The following is a 25,479-nucleotide window of genomic DNA, read 5'->3' on the forward strand; positions in this document are numbered from 1 at the left end:
AGGCGATACACCTGTGATCGCTGTTGCATCGTCTGACGACTCGCAACAGCATTGGCGGGTCGGGCACGTGGGCTGGACATGGTGGTGAGAGATGGCAGGATAGGCTATTGGTATACCAATAGCCGTTTCGCCCGAGGGGCGATGGTCGCCTGGGCGACCGGGCATCTCCGTGATCTGCAATTTTTGCCAGAGTTGGGCAAAAACGACGGGCGCGAGCGATCGATGTACGGCCGGAAGTGAGGAGGGCGGTTCCGCCTGTTTTGAGGGGTTCCCGGAGCCTTCATCCGGCTGAAGATATCCCGTAATTCCGGTGATCGGCGATTGTGCGGTTAAGTGAATAAGCGAATAAGTGGGCGGGTGGTTCAGCGAATCCGCGGCTGAGCGATGGTGTTAATGAGTGCTTCGCCGAGTGAGTGCATCGGCAAATAAGCGAATGAGTGGCTCGGTGCTTGGCTGAATAGGTACATCGGCAGATCGGCAAAGAAGCGTATCGGCGAAATGACACAATGCATATTCACCGAATAGGTAACGCGGTGAACCGGCGGATGCGCGACCAGGCGAATCCGTGATTGGGCAAGTCGGTGAATGAGCGAATCGGTGTTCAGGCCAACCGGAGAATCGGTGAATCAGCGAAGACGCGAAGCGGTGAAACGGTGAAGCGGTGAAGCGGTGAAACACCGGTTGGGCGAAGAGGTGAGTCCGCCAACTGGTTGTTCTGTCATTGTGCAAACCGGCGAATGCTCCAATCGGCAAATAGGTCAATGAGCGAACCGTCGTTTTGATACGACAGGCCCAAACATCCCCGTGGGCACGATCGACAACAACAGATCACAAAATGGGGCTTGCGACCTTGAACGTAGCCGTTGAGCGCGGAACCAATAACGCGGAAAGCGGGCCTGGCGAAACGGTTACCTGGAGCGGCCTCTCCACCTCAGCTCTTCTCGGGGATCTGATCTAAGACTCTGCCCGGTCGTAAGTGCTCCGGCGCGCCTTGATGGTGTCCAGATTGTCGTGGACCCAGAAGTTAAATCCGTCGAGGGCGCGCAAAGCTCCATGGGCGATCTCTGTCAGTTCGTATTCGACACGCGGCGGCACTTCGGGAAAATAGTGACGTACAACAAATCCGTCGCGCTCGAGATTTCGCAGCGTGAGCGTCAGCATGCGCTGGGTGATCTCACCGACCTCTTTTCTCAATGTCGAAAAGCGGAGCCGATGATCTTCCGCGACAGAAAGACGCCAAAGAACTGGCAGAGTCCATTTGTCACTCAGCAGGCTGCAGACCCCGTTTGACGGTATGGGTCTGAAGTGTCTGTCGTTTTCTGATCCGCGCGATGGACCGGCATCGATCTGTATATCCAAGGGTATCGTCCTTGTGCCTGATGCTGAAAAATGTGCCGTCTTCCGGCAGAATTACATTCGTATATATAGATGGCCCTTGTTTTAACGCGAGGGTTTCAAGTGACCAATAGCAAGCACCCCATTCTGGTTTTCGGCGCTACCGGAAGGCAAGGCGGATCTGTCGCCAAAGCCTTGTTGAAGGCGGGATGGCCTGTTCGCGCACTCGTTCCGGACTCCACCAAAGCTGCATCGCTGCAATTGCGGAATTCAGGTGTCGAGCTTGTGCAGGGTTCATTTGAAGAGACCAAAGTAGTCCGCACAGCGATGAAAGACGCTTACGGTGTCTTTAGCGTACTGCCAGCCAGCCTGGCTGCCGAAGACGAAGTCCGTCATGGTATATCGATTGCGGATATCGCTGCTGAAACCGGCGTCAACCATTTTGTTTATTCCTCAGGCGCCAGCGTGGGGAATGAACTGACAGGCGTTCCGCGTTTCGACGCCAAGCCTCGTATCGAAGCCCATATTCGACAGCTCGACATGACTACGACCATCATCCGGCCGATGATTTTCATGGAAATGCTGGTGCGACCTGGCTTCGGTCTGGATGAGGGCCGGCTGGTGTCCCTGATCCGATCCGACCATTCCATTCAGCTTACCGCCGTGGAAGACATCGGCAGGTTTGTCGCTGCCGTGCTTGCCGACAAGTCCCGCTTTGGCGGCGCAACACTTAAGATCGCCAGCGACCGCCTGACCGGGCGCGAGCTTGCGGTCATACTCAGCGAAGCAATTGGTCGTCCGATAGCCTACGAACGGTTTCCGGAAGATGTTCTGGCTGCAAACGCTGATCTCGCCCATATGGCGGAGAGTCTGGAAGACGGGCCGCTCGCCGAGCAGGTCGATCTGGAACTCATGCGCGAAATCAACCCCGACCTGCTGACTTTCAGGTCCTGGCTTGCGCGCAGTGGGCGCAGGTCGCTCGATGCAGCTTTGTCGGTATCAGCCTCGTGAAACTGCGCAAGCCTCAAGAATCGCAATCAAGCATCAACGGGGACAGGCTTGTCAGGTAGCTTGCGACCCTATTGCTGCCATTTTAGGTCGGGTGACCCGTTAGCAACACCGGCCTAGCAGGGCGGCTGTCGATGGGGTCTGCGTTTCCGGTCAATGTTCCAGTCTTCATCGGCGAAACCGCCCTTAGGCTTCGCGGACTTTCTGCGCAAAGCGTTCTACAACGGTGAAGGCCTCCGCGAAACTTGGCCGCGCGCCGTATACCATGTCGCCCATGAGCTTTTCGTAGTGCGCAGCGAATTCAGCATGCGTCGCCATTATCTCGAACGTCTTGAGCGTCTCAGCGCGAGGATCTGACTTGTAGTCCGGATATTTGTCCGCCCGGTCACTTTTTGACTCGGTCACCATGGTATCCAATGCAATCGCAACTGCTGTATCAAGGTCGTACGTACCATCCATGCGTGAAATGTCATAGACATGACGGACCAGCGTATGGTCTAGCGGCTCGTGCCCGGCAAAAGCAAAACCTGCCCGGCGCCCGAGCGCGACGAACTTGTCGGCAGCCGTTTCCACCAGACGAACGCATTTAACATCGTTGGCCTCGGCCGGCCGACCGGTGGCTTCTCCGACGAATGAGGTGACCGAACACAACTCCGGGGCCGTGCAGATCGGAAATGCCGCGATTTCGATCTTGATCTCCGGGCGTAGGACACCCTCGCCCTTGGCGATCGGCTCGTAGGGCAGGTCGTATCGCACATAAGAGCCGTTCTGGAGTACCCGCACGTGGCCCTCGACCGTGAAGCCGGCGTCTTGCAGACGTTTGCTTACCGCACGTCTCATACGCTTGAGGGACCCGCGCTCACCTGCATTTTCCCCTACGATGCGCAAGTCTATGTCTTCTGACATGCGTTCGAGCAGACGATATGCCCGGCCGAGCGCCGTCCCGCCACCGAAAGCCAACGTCAGTCCGTCGACCTCTACGTCGTGGATCGCCGCGAGGGCACGCACGACGAACCAGTCCTTTTCGACGAGGGCCGTCGAGGGCAGGGCGAAGTAGTCCTGCACCTCGAGCAGCGTCTGCAGGTCCGGCTTATCGCTCAACGCGAAGCTCCGTACGGCCGTCGGATAGCCGGCGGCTGAAACGTTTCCCGACCTTGACGGTAAGATTAACCGGGACCTGGGTGGACTGCCCCCTATTATAGGCCTGGGTGCTGTCACCTTGCTCCCAAGGGACCCCGAGTTTGTTCAGGGCCTGGAGGGCAGCACCGTGAAACCCGTTTGAACTGGAGACCATAACCCGCCCCGACAGCCGTGACCGTACGGCCCGGGCATAGACACCATAGCCCAGGCGTATGAGTGCGCCATCCTTTACCAATGCTCTCAGGGCCCGAAGAACCTGATCGTCGCCGCTCAGGTCAGCAAAATCGCGCGGAATGAAGACGTCGGTCTTCTTCGTCCGGCTAACTCTTGTCCTGATCCGTTGCTTCAATGTCTGATCCATGATCGGCTTCCCGTTACAAAAACCCGACACTGAATATATGCAAAAACCCGACACATGGCAACCTTGTCCCATTACGTGATACTCGCTTCTGGAAAAGATGTGCCGAAGAAAACAAACAGGCAAAAGCCAGGGTACTGGCTTCGGACAAGCTTGTCGGCGAGCAACGGGACGTCTGCGATTTTCGATGCGCATCCACGGCTGTTGCAGGCTGAACCACCATAGCATCGGTTGCGATACAACACCGTTCAAAGAACAAAAGTTTCAAGCGGTCACGCTGGCGATTGCTGAACGCTCGAATGATGGGCAAGCGGTCCATTTCCATCACGTCTTGCATCGGGACCACGAGACTGTTGATCCCCGCGCGAAACTCGACCGGCTCCTGATGGAGGTTGGCCTTGAGATCAGTGCCCGGTCCGAAAATGAGCTAACACTTCTCAAATGCACCATACGCTCAGGCGTTCGCCATATCCCAGCTGTCCTCGAGGCTCACCCTTACGTTCGTTCCGGAAATCTCGCAGCGCCTTCATCCGTCTGAATCACATGGGCAACATTTACCCCGGCAACAGGCATCTCGATTCCCCACGGGTATCGCCGTTCCTGGGAACGTTCAAACTGATAGACAGCGACCCTCGGTAGATTTCGCTTGTCATATCGACGAGCGAGATTGAACACGACACTGTTCTGGGCTGCCAGAACCAGATGGACTTGCTCCGGTGGCGTCGCCTTAACCGTTTTTAGCGCGCGGTAAAGACGTGTGTCGCGTGTTTCAGGCTTCAATCGACAAAGCGATTTCCCGCCAGGTGGAGAAGGCGTGAGCACGAAGCTGGCGATGATCGGCGGCGGTCAGGTATTTCCGGTGAAGAAGAAAGAGATTGGCGATCTGCCCGTGAGTTGAGACGAAACGCTGACATTGTCGCGCGGACTTGAAGCACATCATGCGCCGCTCTCGTCGTCGCACTGCAAGATGAGAATTCTCGGCCCGATTATTGAGCCCTTTGTGCGAGCGATGTTCGACGCCCGGCATCAACTGGGATTTTGCGGCGGAATAGGAACGCAGCTTGTCGGTCACCATCACACGCGGTGCGGTACCCTGGTTCTTGAGCAGCTTGCGCATCAGACGCAGGGCAGCCCTCTTGTTCCTTCGGCTTTGCAGCAGGGCGTCAAGAACGTAACCATTCGCATCGACGGCGCGCCACAGCCAGTATTTCTTCCCCTTGATCGTCACCACCATCTCATCGAGTTGCCACTTATCGGCAAAGTGGCCCCGCGAGCGCCGCCGGAGCTGATGAGCAAATCTCAAACCGAACTTCGCCGCCCATTCCGAGACGGTCTGGAATGAGACGCTGATGCCGCGCTCCGCCAACAGATCCTCGACGTCGCGCAGGCTCAGCGGGAACCGAAAATAGAGCCATACGGCATGGGCGATGATCTGAGCAGGAAAGCGGTGACGTCTGAAGTGGGCAAGCGAGGTCTCGGTCATCAAAGCCCGATATCACGTTGGTGCAAACAGGCCGTTAAGGCGACGCCACCGCTGTACCTCCTTCGCAGCCAGGTGACGGTTGACGATGTGGATTACATGAAGGCGATGATACCACACCACTCCATCGCAATCTTGACTTCTGACCGAGCAAAGATTGTGGATCCAAGAGTCCGAAAACTTGCCGACGGCATCATTGAGGCTCAAAAGCGAGAAATTGCTGAGATGAAGGCTCTTATCCAAGAGCTTGAAGGCGGCCCGGGGGCTGCGCCGAACGTCGACTGACCAGTGCCGTTTAGCTGCCCGACGAATAAGCTCCAGGATATAATTGCAGGGTGGCGTCGCCTTAACCGAGTTTGGGATGCGGTAGTCTCTTCGACCTGAACTTCACGCATCAATCGACAAAGCGATTTCCCGCCAGGTCGAGATGGCGTGAGTGCGAAGCTGGCGATGGTCTGCGGCGGTCAAGTCTTTGCGGTGAAGAAGGAAGAGATTGGCGATCTGGCCGTGAGTGGAGACGAAACGCTGACATTGCCGCGCGGACTTGAAGCGCATCATGCGCCGCTCTCGTCGTCGCACAGCAAGATGGGAATTTTCAGCCTGGTTGTTCAATCCCTTGTGCGAGCGATGTTCGACCTTCGGCATCAAATCCGCCTTCGCAGCCGAATAGGAACGCAGCTTGTCGGTCAGCATCACGCGCGGGGCGATACCTTGACCCTTGAGCAGTTTGCGCATCAGACGCAAGGCTGCTGCCTTGTTCCTTCGGCTTTGCAAGAGGGCGTCGAGAACGTAGCCGTTGGCATCGACGGCGCGCCACAGCCAGTATTTCTTTCCCTTGATCGTCACCACCATCTCATCGAGCTGCCACTTGTCGGCAAACTGGCCTCGTGAGCGGCGTCGGAGCTGATTGGCGAACTTCAAGCCAAATTTCGCCGCCCATTCCGAGACGGTCTGGAATGAGACGTTGATGCCGCGCTCGGCCAACTGATCTTCGACGTCGCGTAAACTGAGCGGAAATCGGAAATACAGCCAGACCGCATGGGTGATGATCTCGGCAGGAAAGCGGTGGCGTCTGAAGTGGGCGGCAGGGAATTCGGTCATGACAATCCGAATATCAAGTCGGCTAAAACAGGCGGTTAAGGCGACGCCACCCCCGCGCAAGATCTTCGTCAATTCCATGAGCGATCTGTTCCACGAACAGGTCAGCGACGACTTCATTCTCGATGTATGGCAAATCATGCGCGAGACGCCGCACCACAACTATCAGATACTCACGAAACGGCCAGAGAGAATGGCCGATCTGGTGGCCAGCAAGATAGGCGAGGTTCTGCCCAACGTGTGGCTTGGGACCAGCATCGAAAACGCTGCTGTAGCCGAACGGATCGAGCATCTGCGGAAAGCGCCTGCTGCGATCCGCTTCATATCATTCGAGCCTCTGATCGACGCCGTCGGCACCATCGACCTCAGTGAAATCCATTGGGCAATCGTGGGCGGTGAAAGTGGGAAATCCGCTCGTCCCATCCGTGAAGAATGGATCGATGAAATCTACACCAATTGCCAAACGGCAGGGACGGCGTTCTTCTTCAAGCAGTGGGGTACATGGGGCAAGGACAACAAAAAGCGGTCAAAAAAGGCAAACGGACGCGAGTATCGAGGCCGAACTTGGGATGAGATGCCGATAGCGCCTCAGCCGGCCGCATAAGAACAGGGGACTTGGGGGCGAAATGACGAGGAAACAGTACGAAGGGCCGGATGGCGCAAAACTTGAAGACCACTCCAAACGCAAGCATAAGATCCTGCGTGAATACGTCTTCGACTATCTGACTGTTCGCTGCAAGCTTCCCCAGCGCGAACGCTTTCGGCTTGCTATCGTCGACGGTTTCGCAGGCGGTGGCCGCTACCAATGCGGCTCCCCTGGCTCGCCGTTGATCTTCATCGAAGAATTGAAGCGCGCAGTGGAAGCAGTAAACACTCATCGCACGGTGCAGGGCCTGGGCATGATTGAGGTCGAATGCCTGCTGATCTTCAACGACGCCAGCCTTGATGCCGTCGAGCTTCTGAAGGGGCATGTCGCGCCGATGCAGGCTGACATCGCCGCAACGTGCCCGAGGCTGCATCTGCGCGTCGAATACTTCAACGAGTTCTTTGAAGTCGCCTATCCCCGGATCAAGGGCCTTCTTGAACAGGGCCGATATAAAAATGTCCTGTTTAATCTCGACCAGTGCGGTGACAGTCACGTCAATCGCGAAACGATTATTGACATCATGCGCTCGTATGCATCGGCGGAGATTTTCTACACCTTCATGATCAGCTCTTTGTTGGCCTTCCTCAAGAAGGACCAGCCGGACCAGCTAACGAAGCGGCTTGATTACCTTGGTATCAAGGGCACCGACATCACGTCCCGGAACGACGTTGTCATGCGATATGGCCCGGCGTGCTTACTCCGAACCCGTACATCGCTTGCACGCCTAGAGCTTGGCCTTCGCGAAAACGTCGACCAATTCATCAAACTTTCGTCGCTGAACCTCCGCATTGCCCGAGATGATCGCTTCTTCAACGCAACAAGCCGCATGGGCCTTCAGCACTTGAGTTTCGACCTTCGAGAGAGCGGCTTTTACTGCATGAAGCTGATGAAGGATTTCGATGCAATAACGCTCATCCTCCACCATCTGACCGACGCCGCGGACCTGTCCGGCAATTCGGTTAAGAGAGGTCAGAATACTGCTCCTGTCTTTGTCGCACATGCCAATACCCCTACATGGTATGGGTACTGAACTCTCGAAACGCTGGTCGGTTCCGAAGGGCGTGCAACTTCTGTCTCGAACTCTTGACCACCAGCAGCGCGTGCCCACGCATACGAGATCACGGACGGGAGCTTTGGGGCCGAGCCAGAACTTAATCCACATCAAAGATTCACGGTGCTCGGCAGCGCATGCTGGGATCAACAGCAAATCGCCTGGACGCCACATCTATACGCATCACCCCCGGAGACTGCACCATGGATAGCGAGGTTCCTGCATACGGCCTTTGGTCATTGGTAATTCTCAACTCAGCGGTCTTCATTTTCTTCGCATTTTCATTCTTCAAACCCTCGACAACCCGCGATTGGCGATCGTTCGGAGCCTTTAGCGCCTTCATCGTCGCGCTATTCGCCGAGATGTACGGGTTTCCCTTGACGATATTTCTCGTCTCGGGCTGGCTGCAGTCGCGCTATCCCGGCATCGATTGGTTCTCGCACGATGCCGGGCATCTTCTGGAAGAACTTTTTGGCTGGCGCTCCAATCCACATTTCGGACCGTTCCACATAGCGAGCTTTGTCTTCATCGGCGGGGGATTCGTTCTCATCTCGGCCGCCTGGAAGGTGCTGTATGAAGCTCAGCGCACTCGGATACTTGCCACGAGCGGGCCATATGCTTGGATTCGTCATCCGCAGTACGCCGGCTTCGTGCTCGTCCTGTTCGGCTTTCTCCTGCAATGGCCCACACTGCTGACCCTGGGAATGTTTCCTTTCCTGGTCGTCATGTACTGGCGCCTCGCTCGTTTTGAGGAGCGGCAGGCAATTGCGGAGCATGGCGGCGAATATGAGCGGTACATGCGGGATGTCCCCGGCTTCATCCCTCGCTTTCTTGGCCCGCCGGCCGATAAAGCACGCCCCTAATTGCCGGCCTGACCTATCCACCTTCCGCCATTGCTGAAGGACGCGACGGCGCTAGATCACGAAAAAGGTAGAGCAAAATGACACATAGAACTTCTGTTCGCGTCGCGGTGAACGGTTTCGGCGTTATTGGCAAACGTGTCGTGGACGCGGTGCTTCGACAAGAGGACATGGAGCTCGCAGGTGTGTGCGATGTCGTCGGCGACTGGCGTTTGCGAACCCTCAGCCAAAAGGACGTCACCCTGTACGGTGCCTCGGAAGAAGCTGTTCTCAGCCTGAAGGACGCGGGGTTTGAGGTTTCTGGCACGCTCGATCATCTCCTTGACAAAGCCGACATCGTTGTCGATTGCACTCCGAAGCACGTCGCCGCAGCAAACGTCGAGCGTTACAAATCTCGCCGCATCAAGTTCATTGTCCATGGCGGCGAAAAGCATTCGGTCACAGGCCATTCCTTTGTCGCCGAAAGCTCCTTCGCCAGTGCGGTCGGACGTGATGCGACCCGCGTCGTGTCGTGCAACACCACGTCTATCGTCCGAACGCTGACCGCTCTGAAGCAGGCAGGTCTGCTGAAGCGCGCTCGCGGCACCTTGCTGAGACGGGCAACGGACCCTTGGGAAAGCCACCTTGGCGGCATAATGAATACGCTCGTTCCCGAGCCCGAGATACCTAGCCATCAGGGTCCAGATGCCCAGAAAGTCGACCCGGATCTGGATGTCGTGACCATGGCCGTGAAGGTGCCGGAGACAATTGCACATCTGCACTACTGGTCGGTGCAGCTCACGCGAAATGCGGAGAAGGAGGAAGTCCTTGACGCATTCCGCGCGTCGTCCCGGATAGCTCTGGTACGAACGGCCGACGGCCTCACCGCTATCAACACGATCAAGGAACTGATGGCTGACCTCCATAGGCCGTTCGGCAACCTATATGAAGTCGCGCTATGGGAGGACATGCTGCGCACCGAGCGGGATGAGCTCTTCTACGCCTACATGGTGGACAATCAAGCGATCGTTATTCCTGATACGATCGACGCCATTCGCGCATTGTCTGGCCTGACACAGAATGCCGAGTTTTCCATTGCACGGACCAACACCGCCCTCGGCGTCACGCAACGGTTCTATTAACCCGCAAGCGAGTGCCGCCCAAAAGCGGCACTCATTCGGAAATGCCCGCGACTGCGCCTTTGCGCGGCCTAATCGACACATCCTCGTCCTCCTCATCGGTCTCCAGGCGCGTGAGAATTGGACAGTGAGGGCGATGGTCGCCACGGCAGGCGTTGACCAACATCTTCAGTGTTTGTGCCATTTCCTGCAAGGCTTGGATCTTTCTCTCAAGTTCCGCGATATGACCCTCGGCCAACCGCTTGACCTCCGCACTCTGGCGCGACTCGTCCCGCCACAGTTCCAGAAGTCCGTTGATCTCAGCGACGGAGAAGCCAAGGTCGCGTGCGCGACGGATGAAACGCAGCATATGCACGTCTGTATCTGAGTAGTCCCGATAGCCGGACCCTGTACGATCTGCCCGTGGTATCAAGCCGGTCTGCTCGTAGTAGCGGATCATCTTGGCCGAAACGCCGGATGCTCTGGATGCTTGTCCAATGTTCATGAGCGATTTCCCTTCGTAGTGGACGCCGTCCTTGGCAGGCGGCGTCACCCTTCATTAATGAGCAGCCCGAAAGCGACGAAGCCGCAGGGCATTGCCCAGCACGAACACACTCGACAAGGCCATCGCGCCCGCCGCGAACACGGGCGAGAGAAGGATACCGAATCCGGGGAAAAGCGCGCCCGCCGCCACAGGGATGAGCGCCGTATTGTAAGCGAATGCCCAGAATAGGTTCTGTCGAATGTTGCCGATTGTCGCCTTCGACAACGCTATCGCGTTGGGCACGCCTTGCAGGCTGCCTGACATCAGTACGACGTCGGCGGCTTCGATTGCTATGTCCGTGCCCGTCCCAATGGCGAGACCTACATCCGCCTCCGCCAAGGCCGGGGCGTCGTTGATTCCGTCGCCGACGAAGGCCACCTTGCCATATTGTTCCTTGAGACGGCGAACCGCATCAACCTTGCCGTCCGGCAACACCTCCGCCGCCACGTCATCGATCCCGAGTTGAGCGGCGATGGCCTTGGCGGTGCGCATGTTGTCCCCGGTGATCATCGCAACCTTCAGGCCAAGACCGTGCAACGCCTTGATTGCGGCGGGCGTGGTCTCCTTGATCGGGTCGGCCACTGCGATGATCGCCGCGATCTTTCCCTCTATCGCAGCATAGAGCGGCGACTTACCCTCGTTACCGAGACGTTCGGCCGTCTCGCTAAACTGCGCAACGTCATGACCGAGCTCGACCATGTATCGATCAGCGCCGATTTCGACGCGCCGACCCTCGACCAAAGCTTTCACACCGAAGCCTGTTACCGATTCAAAGTCAGACACCGCCGGCATCCGAACGCCTTCCGCAGCGGCCGCATCCACGATCGCCCGCGCGATTGGATGTTCCGATTTCGCCTCGACAGCAGCCACCGTACCCAGAACCTCGGGTCGGTCGAAGCCTGCGGCAAGTTCCAGATCGGTCAAGGCCGGCTTTCCTTCGGTTAGCGTACCCGTCTTGTCCACGGCGACCACACTGGCGTCTTTCAGCAACTGGAGCGCCTCGCCTTTGCGAAAGAGGACCCCCAGCTCCGCACCGCGACCTGTGCCGACCATAATGGACGTCGGCGTAGCCAGACCCATGGCGCAGGGGCAGGCGATGATCAGGACGGCGACAGCGTTGACCAGCGCGAAGGTGAGGGCGGGCGACGGCCCGAAATACAGCCAGGAAGCAAAAGTGAACGCCGCTACCACAAAGACCGCTGGCACAAACCACATGGTTACCTTGTCGACCAGCGCCTGGATGGGAAGTTTGGAACCCTGTGCCTCCTCCACCATACGGATGATCTGCGACAGAACCGTATCCCCGCCGACCGCCGTCGCCCGGAAAGCGAAGGCGCCCTTCTGGTTGACAGTGCCGCCCACGACCACGCTACCGATCGCCTTCGAGACCGGAACAGGTTCTCCGGTAATCATCGACTCATCGACATAGCTATCACCTTCGACCACTTCACCATCGACGGGAATGCGTTCGCCGGGGCGAACCTCAACGATGTCGTCGGAAGTCACCGAACCGATCGGCAAGTCGACCGTCTTGCCATCCCTGCGAACCCGCGCAGTCTTTGCCTGAAGGCCGACCAGCCGCTTGATCGCCTCGGACGTGCGCCCTTTGGCACGGGCTTCCAGCAAGCGGCCAAGCAGGATGAGAGTGACTATGACTGCCGCAGCTTCGAAATAAACGTTGATCGTTCCAGGCGGGAGGAAGCCCGGTGCGAAGGTTGCAACCAAGGAGTAGCCGTAGGCAGCAAGCGAACCGACCGCCACCAGTGAATTCATGTCGGGCGCCATCCGCCAGAGGGCTGGAATTCCCTTGTCATAGAAGCGAATGCCCGGAACGAAGAGCACGAGGGTCGTCAGCACGAACTGGATGTACCAGCTCCACTGCATGCCGATTGTCGATTCGATCAATGCACGACCGCCTGGGATGACATGGGATCCCATTTCCATGAGAAAGACTGGAGCTGTAAGCACCGCAGCCATCGTGAAATCACGGGCCAGTTCGCGCCGCTCCGCTTCCTTTCTCTCCGCTTGCTCGGCATTTGCATCCTCGTGGTCAGGGCCGGCATTTGCGCGCACTACCTCGGCTTCGTAGCCAGCATCTGCGATGGCGGCGATCAACTCAGCCGTGTTGGCGCCGCCGCGCACCGTGGCCCGTTCCGTGGCCAGATTGACCACTGCCTCGGTAACCCCTGAAACAGCCTTCAAGGCGCGCTCGACCCGCCCGACACACGACGCGCATGTCATGCCTTGGATCGACAGCTCTACGAGGCCGGTCGGCCCTGCGGCTTGGGACGGTACCGAATAGCCGACCTTCTCGATCGCCTCGATCAGAATTGCCTTGTCAACATATGATCTGGTGGTGACATTCGCGCGTTCCGTAGCCAGATTGACCGATGCGGCCTCGACACCGGGAACAGCCTTCAGGGCTCGTTCGACTCGGCCAACGCACGACGCGCAGGTCATGCCCTCTATCGGCAGCGATATAGCTTCAGACATCTCATTGGTGCGGACGGGGGCATTCATCGCCTCTTCCTTTCTTATTCGAAGAATCAAATTCTGGAGGAGGATCAGGCTTCCAACGATAGGAAGGTCAATAGAATAAATCCTTGCATGTGACCCTTGACCTTACCATCGTTGGAAGGCCCATCTTGTTCAGCATGAGAGCCGAACAAAGGAGATTTCTCATGCTGCTCAAGATCGAAAACATGACCTGCGGGGGCTGCGCAAGGTCGGTGACAAAGGCGATCCAGTCCGTCGACCCGAACGCTACGGTCAAGCCGGACCCCGCCGCTCGCACGGTCAAGGTCGAGACGGCGGCAACCGTCGCCGATATCGAGCGCGTTCTGGAAGAAGCCGGCTATCCTGCGGTCGCAACCTGATGAGGATGAAACGATGAACAGGCTAACCCCGATTTTCATAGGTGGCGCAATCGCCATCAGCGTGGGCCTGGCACTCGCTCAAACCCAGATGGAAAACAATGGCGCTATGCAGGGGCACAATATGCCCGGCATGAACATGCAGGGCATGGACATGTCCGCCGCGGACGAACCCTCGACCAAGGCTTACATGGCCGTCATGGAAAGCATGCAGAAGAACATGCTGATGGACTATTCAGGCGATGCCGATGTCGACTTCATGCGCGGCATGGTTCCCCATCATCAGGGCGCTATCGACATGGCAAAGGTCGTTCTCGAGTACGGTCGCGCCCCTGAGGTCCGCAAGCTCGCAGAAGACGTGATCAAAGCCCAGGAAGGCGAGATCGCCATGATGAAGAAGTGGCTCGCCGATCGTGGCAAATAACGCCGGTCGGGCGGCTTCTTGAGCCGCCCGACCAATCCCTGCATCTTACACAGGCTCAGGAGAGGGCGCGCTATTGCGCGTTTGACCCTGTCGAGCCCGGAGACCACGACGTTGCCATAGAACGCGCCATGCTAAGCAACCTTCGGAAGGCCGGGTTGTCATTACGTGGAGACCATACGGCGCTAAATGGCAAGATTTCCCCGAGAATCGCCCGATAGCACACGCCGGGGAACTGAGCCGCAGTCATCGCCTCGCTAACGACCGTCAATCCGCGGCCCAGAGCCACGAGTGGGAGCAGGTTCTCTCGTCCGACAAAATGGACGGTGATCTCAGGGTGCTGACCCAGACCAGCCAAGCGCTGAACCAGGTAGTCGTGAATTTCTCGGCCGGGCGCCACGTCATTCACGATGAAAGTTTCATCAACGAGGTCGGTCCAATCTACCTCGTCGCGCGCGGCTAACGAGTGATCCTCCGGTAGAACCGCAAAGACGCGCTCAGACCAAAAGTACGAGGTGTCGCAATCAGACCAGAGGCGGGTTCCGGTAAGGAAGGCGACGTCAAGAGAAAACTGGCGAATCGCCGCCACATGCTCTGAAGGATTGCCATCGATGAGTTCAACCTGAACCCTCGGATGCGCGCGATGATATGCACGCAATAGTTCTGCGAGAAACCCCGAGGCAATCGATGAGAATATTCCGATCCTCACTAAGCCGCTTTCAGAACGCTCTATGGCAGCAATATCTTCGGCTCCGTCGTCAACGTTTCTGAGAATTTGTCTTGCCCGTCCAAGGAACCGTTGCCCTGCATGGGTCAGCGAGATCCCCCAGGTGTGCCGGTGAAACAGCGAGGCGCCGAATTGATCCTCAAGGTCAGCAATACATCGACTGACCGCTGATTGCGATAGCCCGATGGCCGCCCCAGCTTTGCGGAAGCTGCCATGCTCGGCCACGACCACAAAGGTGTTAAGGTGACGCAGCTCTATTGCAGGTGGTCGCCTAGCCATGTCAGCAGCCTCCTACGAGGCGCGAGGCCGTTTAATTCAGGAGATGCCAAATCCAACGGCTCGCGCCACTGTTCGGGTCCAAGCTGTCTGATACCCGCGTCGATCACCGTCGCCCCTCGTTCGCTCGTATCCGTGCAACGACGAGTCGCGCAGCGAGTAAAGGGTTTCGGATCTGGCATGTCGCGATTCGAAGTGCCGTTGGTCATGCTGCGCTCTCGCTATCTGAAGCTGATTCATTGGAGGTCAGCGGCTATCTTGGTCGGCACGCCTTTCGTGATGATTATGTCCATGTGCGCCATGCTTCCGATGCATGAAGATATGGAGTACCGGACAAGCCAGAATGAGAAGCCAAGGCAACCAGCCCAGAGTGTGAGCACGATGCTCCGTGATGAGGTAAAAGGCGGCGATTGCGAGAAAGCCATAGAAGGCGACGCTGCTCGCTGTAAGCTTGGATCGTTGAGCGTTACCGCCCGTTTGCCTATCAGAGTTCTGGTCCATATTGCTCCTCCAGTATCGCGCGTGGCCTCGGCAGGTGCATGTGTGCCGCGACACCGCCTGTAAGCCGACCGCGAGGCAACTGCTGTTGAGATAGCAATGGCCGTCTGGGGGAGTCTTTAATCTCGATTAAGGTGTCGGGAACGACGAGGCTACCCTGCGCGGTTCGCCAAAAGGCCAACCTGGACGGATCCGGTTCGACTTCTCGCACATCAATGTGGAGGGCTTCGGTGGCCAGAGGAGCTACGCCATCACTGCTTTGATCGGGAACGGACACGCCGCTCCCCGTCGACACAATTCGGCGCGCTATTGAGGAGAGCTTGGCAGATCCCTTGTGGCCCATGGACTAGGCATGTGGCAGCGCCTCGAATCCGCAAACCAGATCGTCGACCGGACACGAGCAGGAACCGATCCTCACATCTACTCCGCATAGCACGAGCCGATCGCGGTCCGCGTCTGCGATGAAGCCGCACACGAGTCTAGTTGCGCTGCTGATCGCGATCATCGCGCATGTCGCCTCACTGGTGCGGCCGGCATTCGGCATATAGTCGCGGCAGCGAGTGACCGGATCGACCAGCAGGATTCCGTCGCATTTTGCGAAGAATGGGCTCAGCATCGTCCGTCGTCGAGTGCGAGCGACGAGAACCGCAACCCAGGTCTTCCGATCTGCCCGCAACAGCGCCATCGATGACATGCGTGACCCGCTGGAACAAGTTTCTGGATGTGACGAAATCATCACCTTGCGCGCCGCACTTTAACCTCGATCAAGCACATAGACCCTCGTCCCGGCGGATTGGTCGCGTTCCCGACACGAATTGACACCCTGCCGCGAACCTCCGCCCTGGACCTTGATCTGAATCAATTTGAGGTGGCTGTACATATAGTATGTGTTCCGGATCGGGGTATTCGCTCTATGTTGAAAGGGCGAGCCGTTCGATTGCGGAATCGAGGAATGCTCAGGTATTTGGCAGCACTGATGGTCTGCATGCTCGTTCTGGCGATCCAGGCCGGGCCAGCCATGGCGCATAACGGTGATTTCACGCCGTCCGGCACCGAAATCCGGCTTGCGAACGCCGAGTTCAGGGCCTCTGCAGCGGCCCAGGAAGACTGCCCGACCGACGCCAGTTGCTGCAAAGCCATCTGCGCTCCGTGCTTTGCACCGCTATGCACTTACCAAGGCGGACTCACCATCATCGGTTCCTGGACCACCAAATCATTTGCGCCAAGGCAAACCTGCCTGCGGTCGTTCATTCTTGGCCGCGACCCTCCCGTACCCCGAAATCAAATCCTCTAGGCGGCGTTCCGCGGCTAAAACCCTGTCGCCAGATTGGATCAACACTCTGGTTCCTGGAGATTTGTCGTGTTCGCGCCCACCTGATCCCCGGCGCAAAGCTGCGTCGGCGCACAGGTCCTCACGTCAGGATTGATTGCCTGTTCGGATAGCCACCGAGACGGGCTCCGCGCCCCGGAGGTGCAACATGAACTTGGATCGCTCTTTTTTCTCCCCCGAGCCCGCCCGATCATTTCAAAGCGCCAATTTGGCCATGATCAACGGCGCTTGGAGCAGCTTGCTGCCAAACAACCCCCCAGCAGACGGCGCTTCAAACGCCGAAAATGCCATTGTTCCTCAATCATCGAAGGCTTTGACGCTCTCAAGTCACGGCACCCATACGTCTGCTTCGCTTGGCGCCGTGTCTCCTCCGATCGATGCAAACCGCCTCATTCGGGGGTTCAGGACCGGCGACCGAAAATTCGACGCAGGCAACGAAATCCTCGGTATTGGGTCCACTACCGGTTCTTTGTTCAACCTTCTTGACGGTTGGATAGCGGTATATTCCTTGCTTCCCGATGGCCGGCGACAGATCGTGCATTTCGCATTGCCAGGCGCAGTGCTGGGGGTGCTCTCGTCCGGTCACATGCCCTCAAACGTCGGCGCGCAGGCCCTGACGGACGTAGTCGTTTCCGTCGTTCCGATGTCCGTTCTGAAATCGCGCCTGCGGGAAGACCCGGAAATCGGCTTGAGACTCGCGCAATCTGTAGCGCGCGAACGCGATCTTGCCTTCGATCACCTGACGAGTATCGGGCGTCGCTCGGCACGCGAGCGCGTCGCCCATCTCCTGCTGGAGCTGTTCACGCGATATCGGGCGCAATGGCCCGGCAACCGCATCGAAGAGATGGCGCTTCCCCTAACTCAAGAACAGATCGGCGATGCGACGGGCCTGACATTCGTTCATGTCAACCGTGTCCTCAGTTCCCTGCGGAAGGAGGGAATCGTTCAATTTCAATACCGGCGTCTTCGAATCCTCAATCCGGATAAGTTGATCGAGGTCGCGGGAGTGGATGTGGAGATCGCGAAGGCGTGGCTCGATCAAAACTCTTCGCGATCAGATGATCGAAGGCGGACCACATAGGCCGGTCCGCCATGCGACAGCCGGATGCGCGTTATCGCGGTGACCAATCCCGACCGACAGGTGAATACTGGAGCAAGGGCCGATGGTCCGGCATTGGTTACCGCCTGAAGGCGGGCGTCTTCCGCTCGATCTCATGCGCACAAGCCGCCGGTCCGCCGGAAATCGTCTGTAGCGATCCCGAACGCCGGTCGTTCTTCACCCTGCCGCAGCGCTTGCGAGCGGCTCATCGGGCGTGAAGAATACGTCGGCGTGCATATCCTCGACGCGGAGCCTCCGGTTGGTGGCAACCACCATGACGGCCTCCACCATCGGTGGCGGCCCGGCGATATATGCCTTCCAGCCGTCGAGATCTGGCAGATCCTTTGCGACCACAGCATCGACATAACCGGCTCGCAAAGCCGTGCCCGACGCCTGGTCGGACAGAACAGGGGTAAATGCCAGATTTCCGTGGATGGACGCGAGACCCTCAAAGTGGTCGACGAGATACACATCGTTTTCCGTCCGCACCCCGAAATAGACGTGAATGGGTTGTCTCATCCCCCGTGCCAGCGCGGTTTCAACGATCGACTTGATCGGGGCGAGGCCCGATCCGCCCGCCACACAGAGAATTGGGCCGGCATGCTTCTCGCGCAGAAAGGACGAGCCGAAAGGCCCCTCGACCATGACCGGGTCCCCGAGATCGAGCACTGGATGAATGAGGTTAGAGGCCACGCCATCCGGCACGCGACGAATGTGAAATTCCAGCTCGTCGGCGCCCGGCGGGTTCGCCATCGAATAATCTCGTGTCGGCGTGGCCGGAAATGTCACGCGCGCGAACTGGCCGGCCGTAAAGGAGGCAGGCCGACCGTCTTTCGGGCGAACCCGGACAATTTTGATATCGTGGGTGACATCCTCAATGCCAACAACGCTACACTGGAGGCGTCGACGTGGATGGTCGGCCAGCTCGTCCGCACCACCCAGCCATGTAACGGTGGCGTCGGTTTTGGGGATTGCCCGGCAGGCGAGTATCAGCCCCTCAGCTTTCTCCTCGACGGAGAGCGCGAAACGCGAATGCTCCCGAAGGTCGACCTCGCCGGAGTTGAGGCGGGATTTACATGACCCGCAGCGTCCGGATCGGCAGCCGTGCGGATAGGCGATGCCGCTTGCAAGCGCGGCCTCGAGTATCGTCTGGCCTAGCGCGACTTCGATGCTGGCTCCAGCCTGCGGCAGGTCCACTCGTTTGCTGTTCATGACCATATCACTCATGCGGGCGTCGACAAGTCGAGGGCGGCCATGAGTCCGGGCTTCTGGCTCGCAAACGTCCCGTAGAAGATCTGCGACCCGACGATGGTTATCGGTGCGACCCGCACCCCGGTTCGCGCTTTCGCTTCCTCCATCACTGATGGATCGGTCAGATCGCGCTCCTGGAACGTGATGTCTTGTTCTTTGAGCCAGGTCTTGAGCGCCCGGCAGTCCGGGCAAGTGGGTGTCGTATAGATGATGACGCTGTTTGTGCTGGAATGCTTCATCTGTCGTCTCCTTTCGATTTGACAGTTCTTCATCCAGCTTGCGGTTTCCAACGATGGCAGGGTCAAGAAGATTTATTAAGGGTTGACCTTACCATCGTTGGAAGCCCCAATCTCCTTGGACGCGAACAACAGAGGAGGTCCCTATGCTTCGCTTCCAGGTCCCGAACATGACATGCGGCGGCTGCGCAAAATCAGTGACCAAGGCGCTTTTGAGCGTCGACGGGATGGCCCGGATCGAGACTGATCCTGACAAACGCGAGGTCCTGATCGAGACGAGCGCCGACAGGGCAGCCCTTGTCGCCGTTCTCGAAGAAGCAGGTTACCCGGCAGACACTCCTGAATCATCGGGGTGAGAGGCGTTTCGCCACAGCGCCCTGTTTCCGAACAAGCGGGAAGAACGGTCGGCGGCGCGGCCCCATCGCCTCAGCCGAGCCGCAAGAACTTAATCTGGATCAAAGATTCGGAACGTCGGACCGAAGACCTTTGCACCGAAGATTCTGCCCTGCCGAGAACTGGCCAGTGTCACGGAACAAGAATGGCCTGCATTCCGAGTTATCGCCAATGGCCAGTGAAGGACAACATCGAATGAGCTCATCGCATAGCCAACACGGCAACCACCACGCACATCATCGGACGGCTGCCAACGGTCCGCACCACGACCACGCGGCCGCAAGCATCGTCTCGGCAGCCGGCTCAACCCATGCCGAACATACCGGGCACGGCGGACACGATCATGCGGAGATGGTCGCCGACTTTCGCCGCCGCTTCTGGGTTTCGCTCATTCTCACGCCGCCCGTCCTGCTTCTGTCTCCGATGATCCGCCATTGGCTCGGCCTGACCGAGCTATTGTCGTTTCCGGGCGACGGTCTCGTGCTCTTCGTCCTCTCGACCATCGCCTACGTCTATGGCGGCTGGCCGTTCCTGACCGGCTTCACCTCGGAGCTGCGCAAGGGCCAGCCCGGCATGATGACGCTGATCGCGCTCGCGATCTCGGCCGCCTATTTCTTCTCGGCGGCGGTCACCTTCGGGTTCCCCGGCGAAGCCTTCTATTGGGAATTGGTGACGCTCATCGCCATCATGCTGCTCGGCCACTGGGTGGAGATGCGTTCCGTCATGGGGGCTTCCCGCGCGCTGGAGGAACTGGTGCGCCTGCTTCCAGACAGCGCGACGCGGATCGATGCGGACGGCTCGACGCATGAAGTAGCGATCTCCGCCCTCCAGCCCGGCGACCGCGTCATCGTCCGGCCGGGCGCGAAGGTGCCGGTCGATGGCGAGATCATCGAGGGATCGTCCGCCTTCAACGAGGCGATGCTGACAGGCGAATCGCGGCCTGTTTCCAAGACCGTCGGCGCGCCAGCCATCGGCGGGGCGATCAACGGCGCCAATGCCGTGACGATCAAGGTGACGGCGACGGGGGACGCGACCTATCTGTCTCAGGTCATCGACCTCGTAAAGAAGGCGCAGGCGACCCGTTCCAAGACCCAGGACCTCGCCAACCGGGCAGCCGCCTGGCTCACCTATATCGCCCTCGTCGTCGGCTTCGGGACGCTTTTCGTCTGGTGGATCGTTCTCGGATCGCCCCTGGAGTTCGCCCTGGAGCGCATGGTGACGGTCATGGTCGTGGCCTGCCCGCATGCACTCGGCCTCGCCGTGCCCCTGGTGGTGGCCGTCAGCACATCGCTGAGCGCGAGCAACGGTCTGTTGATCCGCGACCGGGCCGCTTTCGAGCGCGCGCGCAATCTTGATGCAACGGTCTTCGACAAGACAGGGACGCTGACGGAAGGACGTTTCGGCGTCAGCGATATTGTCCTTCTGTCCGCTGGCGACGAAAGCCAGGAATTGGCGTTCGCCGCCGCAGCGGAGAGTCAGTCGGAACACCCAATTGCACATGGCATCGTCGCTGAAGCCAAGAAGCGCGGCATCGCGATCCCCAAGGCCACCGAGGTCAGCAATATCACCGGCGAAGGCATTACCGCCAAGGTTGACGGCGAGGAGCTTCGGATCGTCAGCCCCGGCCATCTCGCTCGGCAAGGCAGCCCGATCGATCATCCGAAGCTCAAGGAGCTGGAAGCAGACGGCAAGACGGTGGTTGTACTTGTCCGCGATGGCGCGCCGCGCGCGCTCTTCGCGCTTGCCGACATCGTGCGTAGCGAATCGAGAGAAGCCATCGCCGAACTGAATCGCCTTGGCATAAAGTCGGTGATGCTGACGGGCGATGCGACGGGCGTTGCGGAATCGGTATCCAGGGAACTCGGCATCTCCGAATATTTCGCCGAGGTGCTTCCCGATCAGAAGTCGGACAAGATCAAGGAATTGCAATCGCGTGGCCTTTCGGTGGCGATGGTGGGCGATGGCGTCAACGATGCGCCAGCTCTTGTCCAGGCCGATCTCGGCGTCGCCATCGGCGCTGGTACGGATGTCGCCGTGGAATCCGCCGATGTGGTCCTCGTCAAAAGCGATCCGCGCGATGTGGCGGCCATTCTCGGTCTCTCGCGCGCGACCTACCGTAAGATGGTCCAGAATCTGATCTGGGCGACTGCCTACAATACCGTGGCGATCCCCATGGCCGCCGGCATCACCTTCGGGACCGGCTTCCTGATGACGCCGGCCGTAGCTGCGGTCTTCATGTCGGCCAGCACCATCATCGTCGCCATCAACGCGCAGTTCCTGCGCCGCTACCGCAGGAACGGATGACCCACATGGATACGACGAACCACGCTTCGAGCCATGTGATCCTTCCCCTTCCGGGAAACGACGCCTTTGCCCAGCGCCTCGCCAGCGAGGGCGGTTGGCCGCTCGGCAACCTCGAAACCCGGAATTTCCCCGACGGCGAAAGCTATCTCCGCATCCTGTGCGACGTGACCGACAAAGCGGTCATTTTGGTCAGCACCCTGTCTCACCCCGATGAAGGCTTTCTGCGGCTGGTCTTCGCCGCCGACGCCGTACGATCACTGGGCGCCAGAGAGGTAACGCTGATCGCCCCGTACCTCGCCTATATGCGGCAAGATCGGCGCTTTCGACCGGGCGAGGCGGTCACGTCCCGCACATTCGCAAGACTCGTATCGGCAACCTTCGATCGCCTGATTACCGTCGACCCGCACTTGCATCGCCATCCAACACTTTCGGCGATCTATTCCATTCCGACAGCGACGCTTCATGCGGCCCCGCTCCTTGCCGACTGGATAGGGTCGGAGGTCAAGGCCTCACTGCTTATCGGCCCTGATGAGGAAAGCGAGCAGTGGGTCTCGGCCATCGCGAAGCGCATCGATGCGCCACATGCGGTCCTGAGGAAAGTCCGACACGGCGATCGCGACGTCGAAATCGAACTTCCCGATCTCTCCGCCTGGCACGATCGTCAGCCTGTACTCGTGGATGACATCGCCTCATCAGGCCATACTCTTATCGAAGCGGCGAGGAAGTTGCGACTGCAAGGTCTGGCTCCGCCTGACGTCGCTGTCGTGCATGGCATCTTCGCGGGCGATTCGTATCAACAGCTTGCCCCGCTCTGCGGTCGCATCGTTTCGACCGACTCCGTTGTCCACGCCAGCAACCGTATTGAGCTTGCGCCGCTTATTGCCGCGCATCTCCGGACGGACACGGCGGCAGGGTCGGATCAGATCCGCCACCGCCGTCCTCCGGAGCCGCTCGATGCGGTGGAGCGCGCGGGCATCGACTCATTCCCCGCCAGCGATCCACCGCCATGGTTGGGGGGACATCGGTAGCGCTGTCGATAGATCGCACTCAACAAGCAGTCAAAAAAGGATCCCGAAAGCATGGCCGCAGCGACTCCCGAACTCTTCAAGGCATGGCGCGACGGCTATGGCCAGATCCGACATAGCGACGAAACCATCGAGCGCATTCAAACGCTGGCCATGTCGGGACGGATCGAACCTGATCGGCTCTACCGACTGCTCGCAGCGGCCGACCGCCTGACCTCGGCTGCCATGTGGACCATCGTCCACATGACCTATGCGAGGCGTGTCGATTTGTCCGGCGCTCCTCTGCCAGCCGACGCCTTCAAAACCGTTCCGGAGGGCCATACCGGCGGTTCGCTCAACATGGCCCCGGCTTTCGTCGGCTATCTGGTTGCCAACGCGATTTCGGCAACAACCCGATCGTGGCTTATGGGTCAGGGGCATTGCGTGGCGGCGATCGATGCAGTCAACGCGCTGACAGGCGACGTTTCGCAAGCTCAGCTCGGGCGCTATGATCGCAGCGAGAAAGGGCTGTCTCAACTCGCAGCCGATTTCTACTCCTACGCTATCGACGCGAGCGGCCGGCCGGGCGTGCCGATCGGCAGCCACGCCGGCCCAACCACCGCCGGTGCGATCTCGGAGGGCGGCTATCTCGGGTTCTCGGAAGTGCAGTACGTCCATGCGCCACTGACAGGCGAAAGCCTCGTCGCCTTTCTCAGCGATGGCGCGTTTGAGGAACAGCGCGGATCGGACTGGACGCCGCGCTGGTGGCGCTCGGAGGATTCCGGCTTCGTTGTTCCAGTGATGATCATGAACGGCCGCCGTATCGAGGAACGCGTCCAGATCGCGCAGCAAGGCGGGGCAGATTGGTTTGCCGATCATCTCAGCCTCAACGGATTCGCGCCGATGAGGATCGATGGCCGGGACCCCGCCGCCTTCGCTTGGGCCATCCTCTCAGCGGAAGAGCAGCTCACGCGCTTCGCGACCGATCCCAGCCGCCGCTATCCCGCACCCATTCCCTATGTCATCGCCGAGACTGTCAAAGGATTCGGCTTCCCCGGAGCGGGCACAAATGCCGCGCACAATCTTCCTCTGACGGGCAACCCGTCGCGAGACGAAGCGGCGCGTCAAGCCTTCAACGACGCTGCAAGGGCTCTATTCGTGCCGCCGGGCGACATTGATGACGCCGTGTCCGAGATTGCCATTTATGAGAGGCAGGGCCGCGTTCCCGAAAGCAAGCATCCTCTGGCATCCCGTAATCCCGCAGCGCCGCACCTGCCCGAACCTGACTGGTCCCAGGAAGGTTACCCCTCCGACTGCGCCATGCATGCAATAGATCGCTGGTTTGTCCGGGTCGTCGATGCCAATCCCGGCCTTCGTCCGCGGGTCGGCAATCCCGATGAACTCCGCTCGAACCATATGGGCGCAACGCTCGACAGGCTTCGCCACCGCGTAAACCAGTCGGAGCCTGGCGTTGCCGATGCCGTCGACGGCGCGGTTATCACGGCCCTGAATGAGGAAGCCGTGGCCGGTGCGGCGCTCGCCAACAAGGGCGGCATCAATCTGATTGTCAGTTACGAAGCCTTCGCGATGAAGATGCTAGGCGGCCTGCGCCAGGAGATCATCTTCTCCCGCCACCAACGGGAAGCGGGCAAAACGCCGGGCTGGATCTCCGTGCCGCTCGTCGTCACATCGCACACCTGGGAGAACGCAAAGAACGAACAGTCACACCAGGATCCGACGATTGGCGAGGCCCTGTTGGGCGAGATGTCGGATACGTCCCGCGTGCTGTTTCCCGTCGATGCGAACAGCGCTGCCGCGGCGCTGCGGTCGGTCTATCGCGGGCGCGGCCAAGTAGCTTGCCTTATCGTGTCCAAGCGCGACATGCCTCACCGTCTCGACGCCGAGGCGGCCGAGCGCTTCGTCAACATAGGTGCGGCTCATATCGACGGCGACCCGGATGGAGCGGCACTCCAGCTCGTCACGATCGGCGCCTATCAACTCGAAGAAGCTCTCAAGGCCGCCCACCGGCTGAAAGCGCATGGTCGACGGGTCGTCGTCACGGCGATTTCGGAGCCTGGACGCTTTCGGGCGCCGCGCGATCCGCTCGAGGCCGAATTCACAGCGCGCGATGACCAGCTTGCAAGCCTTTTCCCACCCGATCTGCCCCGCCTTATCGTCACTCACACCCGCCCAGAACCGATGGTCGGCCTGCTTCGACGGCTAGACGGCGGCCCGAAACGGACCGCGGCGCATGGATATATCAGTCGTGGCGGCACGCTGGATGTTTCCGGCATGCTTTTCGCCAACCGCTGCTCATGGGCGCACCTTGTCGACGCATCCGCACGGCTCTCGGACTGGTCGCGCGATGAACTGCTCACCCTGGCCGAACGCAACGCAATCGATGGATGTGGCGCTCCTGCCGATCTGTCCAAAGCACAAGATTGAGGGCA

The 25,479-nt window shown here is 59.2% G+C and carries 25 protein-coding genes and 3 pseudogenes; 14 read left to right on the forward strand and 14 right to left on the reverse strand.

Going from position 1 to position 25,479, the window contains the following annotated elements; all coding sequences use genetic code 11:
• Nucleotides 1–954: 954 nt before the first annotated feature.
• The gene (locus tag JZY08_RS25930; RefSeq protein WP_036589573.1) at nt 955–1,359 is read right to left on the reverse strand and encodes a helix-turn-helix domain-containing protein; all 405 of its coding nucleotides are present in this window, start codon (nt 1,357–1,359) and stop codon (nt 955–957) included.
• Nucleotides 1,360–1,428: 69 nt separating this feature from the next.
• Here JZY08_RS25930 and JZY08_RS25935 point away from each other — a divergent pair, with 69 nt between their 5' ends.
• A complete protein-coding gene (locus JZY08_RS25935) occupies nt 1,429–2,346 on the forward strand; it encodes an NmrA/HSCARG family protein (RefSeq protein ID WP_234909072.1) in 918 nt (305 codons plus the stop codon).
• Between the two features lie 183 nt (nt 2,347–2,529).
• Here JZY08_RS25935 and JZY08_RS25940 read toward each other — a convergent pair whose 3' ends face one another.
• The 5 genes from JZY08_RS25940 to JZY08_RS25960 all read right to left on the reverse strand — a co-directional run bounded on the left by JZY08_RS25940 (nt 2,530) and on the right by JZY08_RS25960 (nt 5,324).
• Entirely contained in the window at nt 2,530–3,444 is a 915-nt protein-coding gene (locus JZY08_RS25940) for a nucleotidyl transferase AbiEii/AbiGii toxin family protein (RefSeq protein ID WP_036589577.1), read from the reverse strand.
• Nucleotides 3,434–3,844 (reverse strand): DUF6088 family protein, encoded by a 411-nt coding sequence (locus JZY08_RS25945; protein ID WP_036589581.1) that lies wholly within the window; start codon nt 3,842–3,844, stop codon nt 3,434–3,436. The genes JZY08_RS25940 and JZY08_RS25945 overlap by 11 nt, the downstream gene beginning before the upstream one ends.
• Before the next feature lie 13 nt (nt 3,845–3,857).
• Nucleotides 3,858–4,265 (reverse strand): IS66 family insertion sequence element accessory protein TnpB, encoded by a 408-nt coding sequence (gene tnpB, locus JZY08_RS27815; RefSeq protein ID WP_107341217.1) that lies wholly within the window; start codon nt 4,263–4,265, stop codon nt 3,858–3,860.
• A gap of 71 nt (nt 4,266–4,336) precedes the next feature.
• A complete protein-coding gene (locus JZY08_RS25955; protein ID WP_253204188.1) occupies nt 4,337–4,663 on the reverse strand; it encodes an SAVED domain-containing protein in 327 nt (108 codons plus the stop codon).
• Nucleotides 4,611–5,324, reverse strand: a complete 714-nt coding sequence (locus JZY08_RS25960; RefSeq protein ID WP_072492784.1) for an IS6 family transposase — start codon at nt 5,322–5,324, stop codon at nt 4,611–4,613. The genes JZY08_RS25955 and JZY08_RS25960 overlap by 53 nt, the downstream gene beginning before the upstream one ends.
• A gap of 51 nt (nt 5,325–5,375) precedes the next feature.
• Between JZY08_RS25960 and JZY08_RS25965 the strand changes: the two are divergent.
• A pseudogene (locus JZY08_RS25965) lies at nt 5,376–5,606 on the forward strand (DUF305 domain-containing protein); the annotation flags it as partial.
• Nucleotides 5,607–5,708: 102 nt separating this feature from the next.
• Here JZY08_RS25965 and JZY08_RS25970 read toward each other — a convergent pair.
• Nucleotides 5,709–6,422 (reverse strand): IS6 family transposase, encoded by a 714-nt coding sequence (locus JZY08_RS25970; RefSeq protein WP_172873129.1) that lies wholly within the window; start codon nt 6,420–6,422, stop codon nt 5,709–5,711.
• Between the two features lie 52 nt (nt 6,423–6,474).
• Here JZY08_RS25970 and JZY08_RS25975 point away from each other — a divergent pair.
• Both JZY08_RS25975 and tcmP read left to right on the forward strand, forming a co-directional pair.
• Nucleotides 6,475–7,023, forward strand: a pseudogene (locus JZY08_RS25975) (phage Gp37/Gp68 family protein); the annotation flags it as partial.
• A 22-nt stretch (nt 7,024–7,045) separates the two neighbouring features.
• Nucleotides 7,046–7,684, forward strand: a pseudogene (gene tcmP / locus JZY08_RS25980) (three-Cys-motif partner protein TcmP); the annotation flags it as partial.
• 105 nt (nt 7,685–7,789) lie between these two features.
• Here tcmP and JZY08_RS25985 read toward each other — a convergent pair.
• The gene (locus JZY08_RS25985) at nt 7,790–8,065 is read right to left on the reverse strand and encodes a metal-sensitive transcriptional regulator (protein ID WP_097136800.1); all 276 of its coding nucleotides are present in this window, start codon (nt 8,063–8,065) and stop codon (nt 7,790–7,792) included.
• Between the two features lie 254 nt (nt 8,066–8,319).
• On the opposite strand from JZY08_RS25985, the gene JZY08_RS25990 reads away from it, so the two are divergent.
• Together JZY08_RS25990 and JZY08_RS25995 are read left to right on the forward strand one after the other, a co-directional pair.
• Entirely contained in the window at nt 8,320–8,979 is a 660-nt protein-coding gene (locus JZY08_RS25990) for an isoprenylcysteine carboxylmethyltransferase family protein (RefSeq protein ID WP_080843338.1), read from the forward strand.
• 77 nt (nt 8,980–9,056) lie between these two features.
• On the forward strand, nt 9,057–10,097 hold the full coding sequence (locus JZY08_RS25995) for a type II glyceraldehyde-3-phosphate dehydrogenase (RefSeq protein WP_216333573.1): 1,041 nt from the start codon (nt 9,057–9,059) through the stop codon (nt 10,095–10,097).
• Between the two features lie 31 nt (nt 10,098–10,128).
• Here the strand turns inward: JZY08_RS25995 and cueR are convergent, their stop codons facing one another.
• Together cueR and JZY08_RS26005 are read right to left on the reverse strand one after the other, a co-directional pair.
• A complete protein-coding gene (gene cueR / locus JZY08_RS26000; RefSeq protein WP_112585213.1) occupies nt 10,129–10,578 on the reverse strand; it encodes a Cu(I)-responsive transcriptional regulator in 450 nt (149 codons plus the stop codon).
• Between the two features lie 54 nt (nt 10,579–10,632).
• Entirely contained in the window at nt 10,633–13,137 is a 2,505-nt protein-coding gene (locus JZY08_RS26005; RefSeq protein WP_142174936.1) for a heavy metal translocating P-type ATPase, read from the reverse strand.
• 161 nt (nt 13,138–13,298) lie between these two features.
• On the opposite strand from JZY08_RS26005, the gene JZY08_RS26010 reads away from it, so the two are divergent.
• Both JZY08_RS26010 and JZY08_RS26015 read left to right on the forward strand, forming a co-directional pair.
• Entirely contained in the window at nt 13,299–13,493 is a 195-nt protein-coding gene (locus JZY08_RS26010; protein WP_077546174.1) for a heavy-metal-associated domain-containing protein, read from the forward strand.
• Nucleotides 13,494–13,506: 13 nt separating this feature from the next.
• Entirely contained in the window at nt 13,507–13,914 is a 408-nt protein-coding gene (locus JZY08_RS26015) for a DUF305 domain-containing protein (protein WP_112585217.1), read from the forward strand.
• 70 nt (nt 13,915–13,984) lie between these two features.
• Here the strand turns inward: JZY08_RS26015 and JZY08_RS26020 are convergent, their stop codons facing one another.
• Nucleotides 13,985–14,917 carry a LysR family transcriptional regulator gene (locus JZY08_RS26020; RefSeq protein ID WP_216333575.1) on the reverse strand — a complete coding sequence of 311 codons (933 nt, stop codon included), beginning with the start codon at nt 14,915–14,917 and terminating at the stop codon, nt 13,985–13,987.
• Nucleotides 14,918–15,160: 243 nt separating this feature from the next.
• Nucleotides 15,161–15,415, reverse strand: a complete 255-nt coding sequence (locus tag JZY08_RS26025; RefSeq protein WP_080843331.1) for a DUF2933 domain-containing protein — start codon at nt 15,413–15,415, stop codon at nt 15,161–15,163.
• Between the two features lie 961 nt (nt 15,416–16,376).
• Here JZY08_RS26025 and JZY08_RS26030 point away from each other — a divergent pair.
• Together JZY08_RS26030 and JZY08_RS26035 are read left to right on the forward strand one after the other, a co-directional pair.
• On the forward strand, nt 16,377–16,706 hold the full coding sequence (locus JZY08_RS26030; RefSeq protein WP_142174938.1) for a hypothetical protein: 330 nt from the start codon (nt 16,377–16,379) through the stop codon (nt 16,704–16,706).
• A 184-nt stretch (nt 16,707–16,890) separates the two neighbouring features.
• Complete coding sequence (locus JZY08_RS26035) at nt 16,891–17,823, forward strand: Crp/Fnr family transcriptional regulator (protein ID WP_225246838.1); 933 nt, start codon at nt 16,891–16,893, stop codon at nt 17,821–17,823.
• A gap of 195 nt (nt 17,824–18,018) precedes the next feature.
• On the opposite strand, the gene JZY08_RS26040 is transcribed toward JZY08_RS26035, so the two are convergent.
• Together JZY08_RS26040 and JZY08_RS26045 are read right to left on the reverse strand one after the other, a co-directional pair.
• Nucleotides 18,019–19,053: a 2Fe-2S iron-sulfur cluster-binding protein gene (locus JZY08_RS26040; RefSeq protein ID WP_142174939.1), complete on the reverse strand. Its 1,035-nt coding sequence runs from the start codon at nt 19,051–19,053 to the stop codon at nt 18,019–18,021.
• Between the two features lie 11 nt (nt 19,054–19,064).
• A complete protein-coding gene (locus tag JZY08_RS26045) occupies nt 19,065–19,331 on the reverse strand; it encodes a glutaredoxin family protein (RefSeq protein ID WP_080843328.1) in 267 nt (88 codons plus the stop codon).
• 143 nt (nt 19,332–19,474) lie between these two features.
• Here JZY08_RS26045 and JZY08_RS26050 point away from each other — a divergent pair, with 143 nt between their 5' ends.
• From JZY08_RS26050 to JZY08_RS26065, 4 genes are all read left to right on the forward strand, one after another.
• Nucleotides 19,475–19,684, forward strand: coding sequence for a heavy-metal-associated domain-containing protein (locus tag JZY08_RS26050; protein ID WP_080843327.1), 210 nt, complete (start codon nt 19,475–19,477; stop codon nt 19,682–19,684).
• A 388-nt stretch (nt 19,685–20,072) separates the two neighbouring features.
• Nucleotides 20,073–22,025: a heavy metal translocating P-type ATPase gene (locus tag JZY08_RS26055; protein ID WP_246751773.1), complete on the forward strand. Its 1,953-nt coding sequence runs from the start codon at nt 20,073–20,075 to the stop codon at nt 22,023–22,025.
• 5 nt (nt 22,026–22,030) lie between these two features.
• Nucleotides 22,031–23,053 carry a ribose-phosphate pyrophosphokinase gene (locus JZY08_RS26060; RefSeq protein WP_115672701.1) on the forward strand — a complete coding sequence of 341 codons (1,023 nt, stop codon included), beginning with the start codon at nt 22,031–22,033 and terminating at the stop codon, nt 23,051–23,053.
• A 51-nt stretch (nt 23,054–23,104) separates the two neighbouring features.
• Nucleotides 23,105–25,474: a xylulose 5-phosphate 3-epimerase gene (locus JZY08_RS26065; protein WP_112828953.1), complete on the forward strand. Its 2,370-nt coding sequence runs from the start codon at nt 23,105–23,107 to the stop codon at nt 25,472–25,474.
• Nucleotides 25,475–25,479 lie beyond the last annotated feature (5 nt).

Origin of the sequence: Rhizobium sp. X9 (assembly GCF_018873185.1) — a bacterium.
Lineage (GTDB): Bacteria > Pseudomonadota > Alphaproteobacteria > Rhizobiales > Rhizobiaceae > Agrobacterium > Agrobacterium oryzihabitans.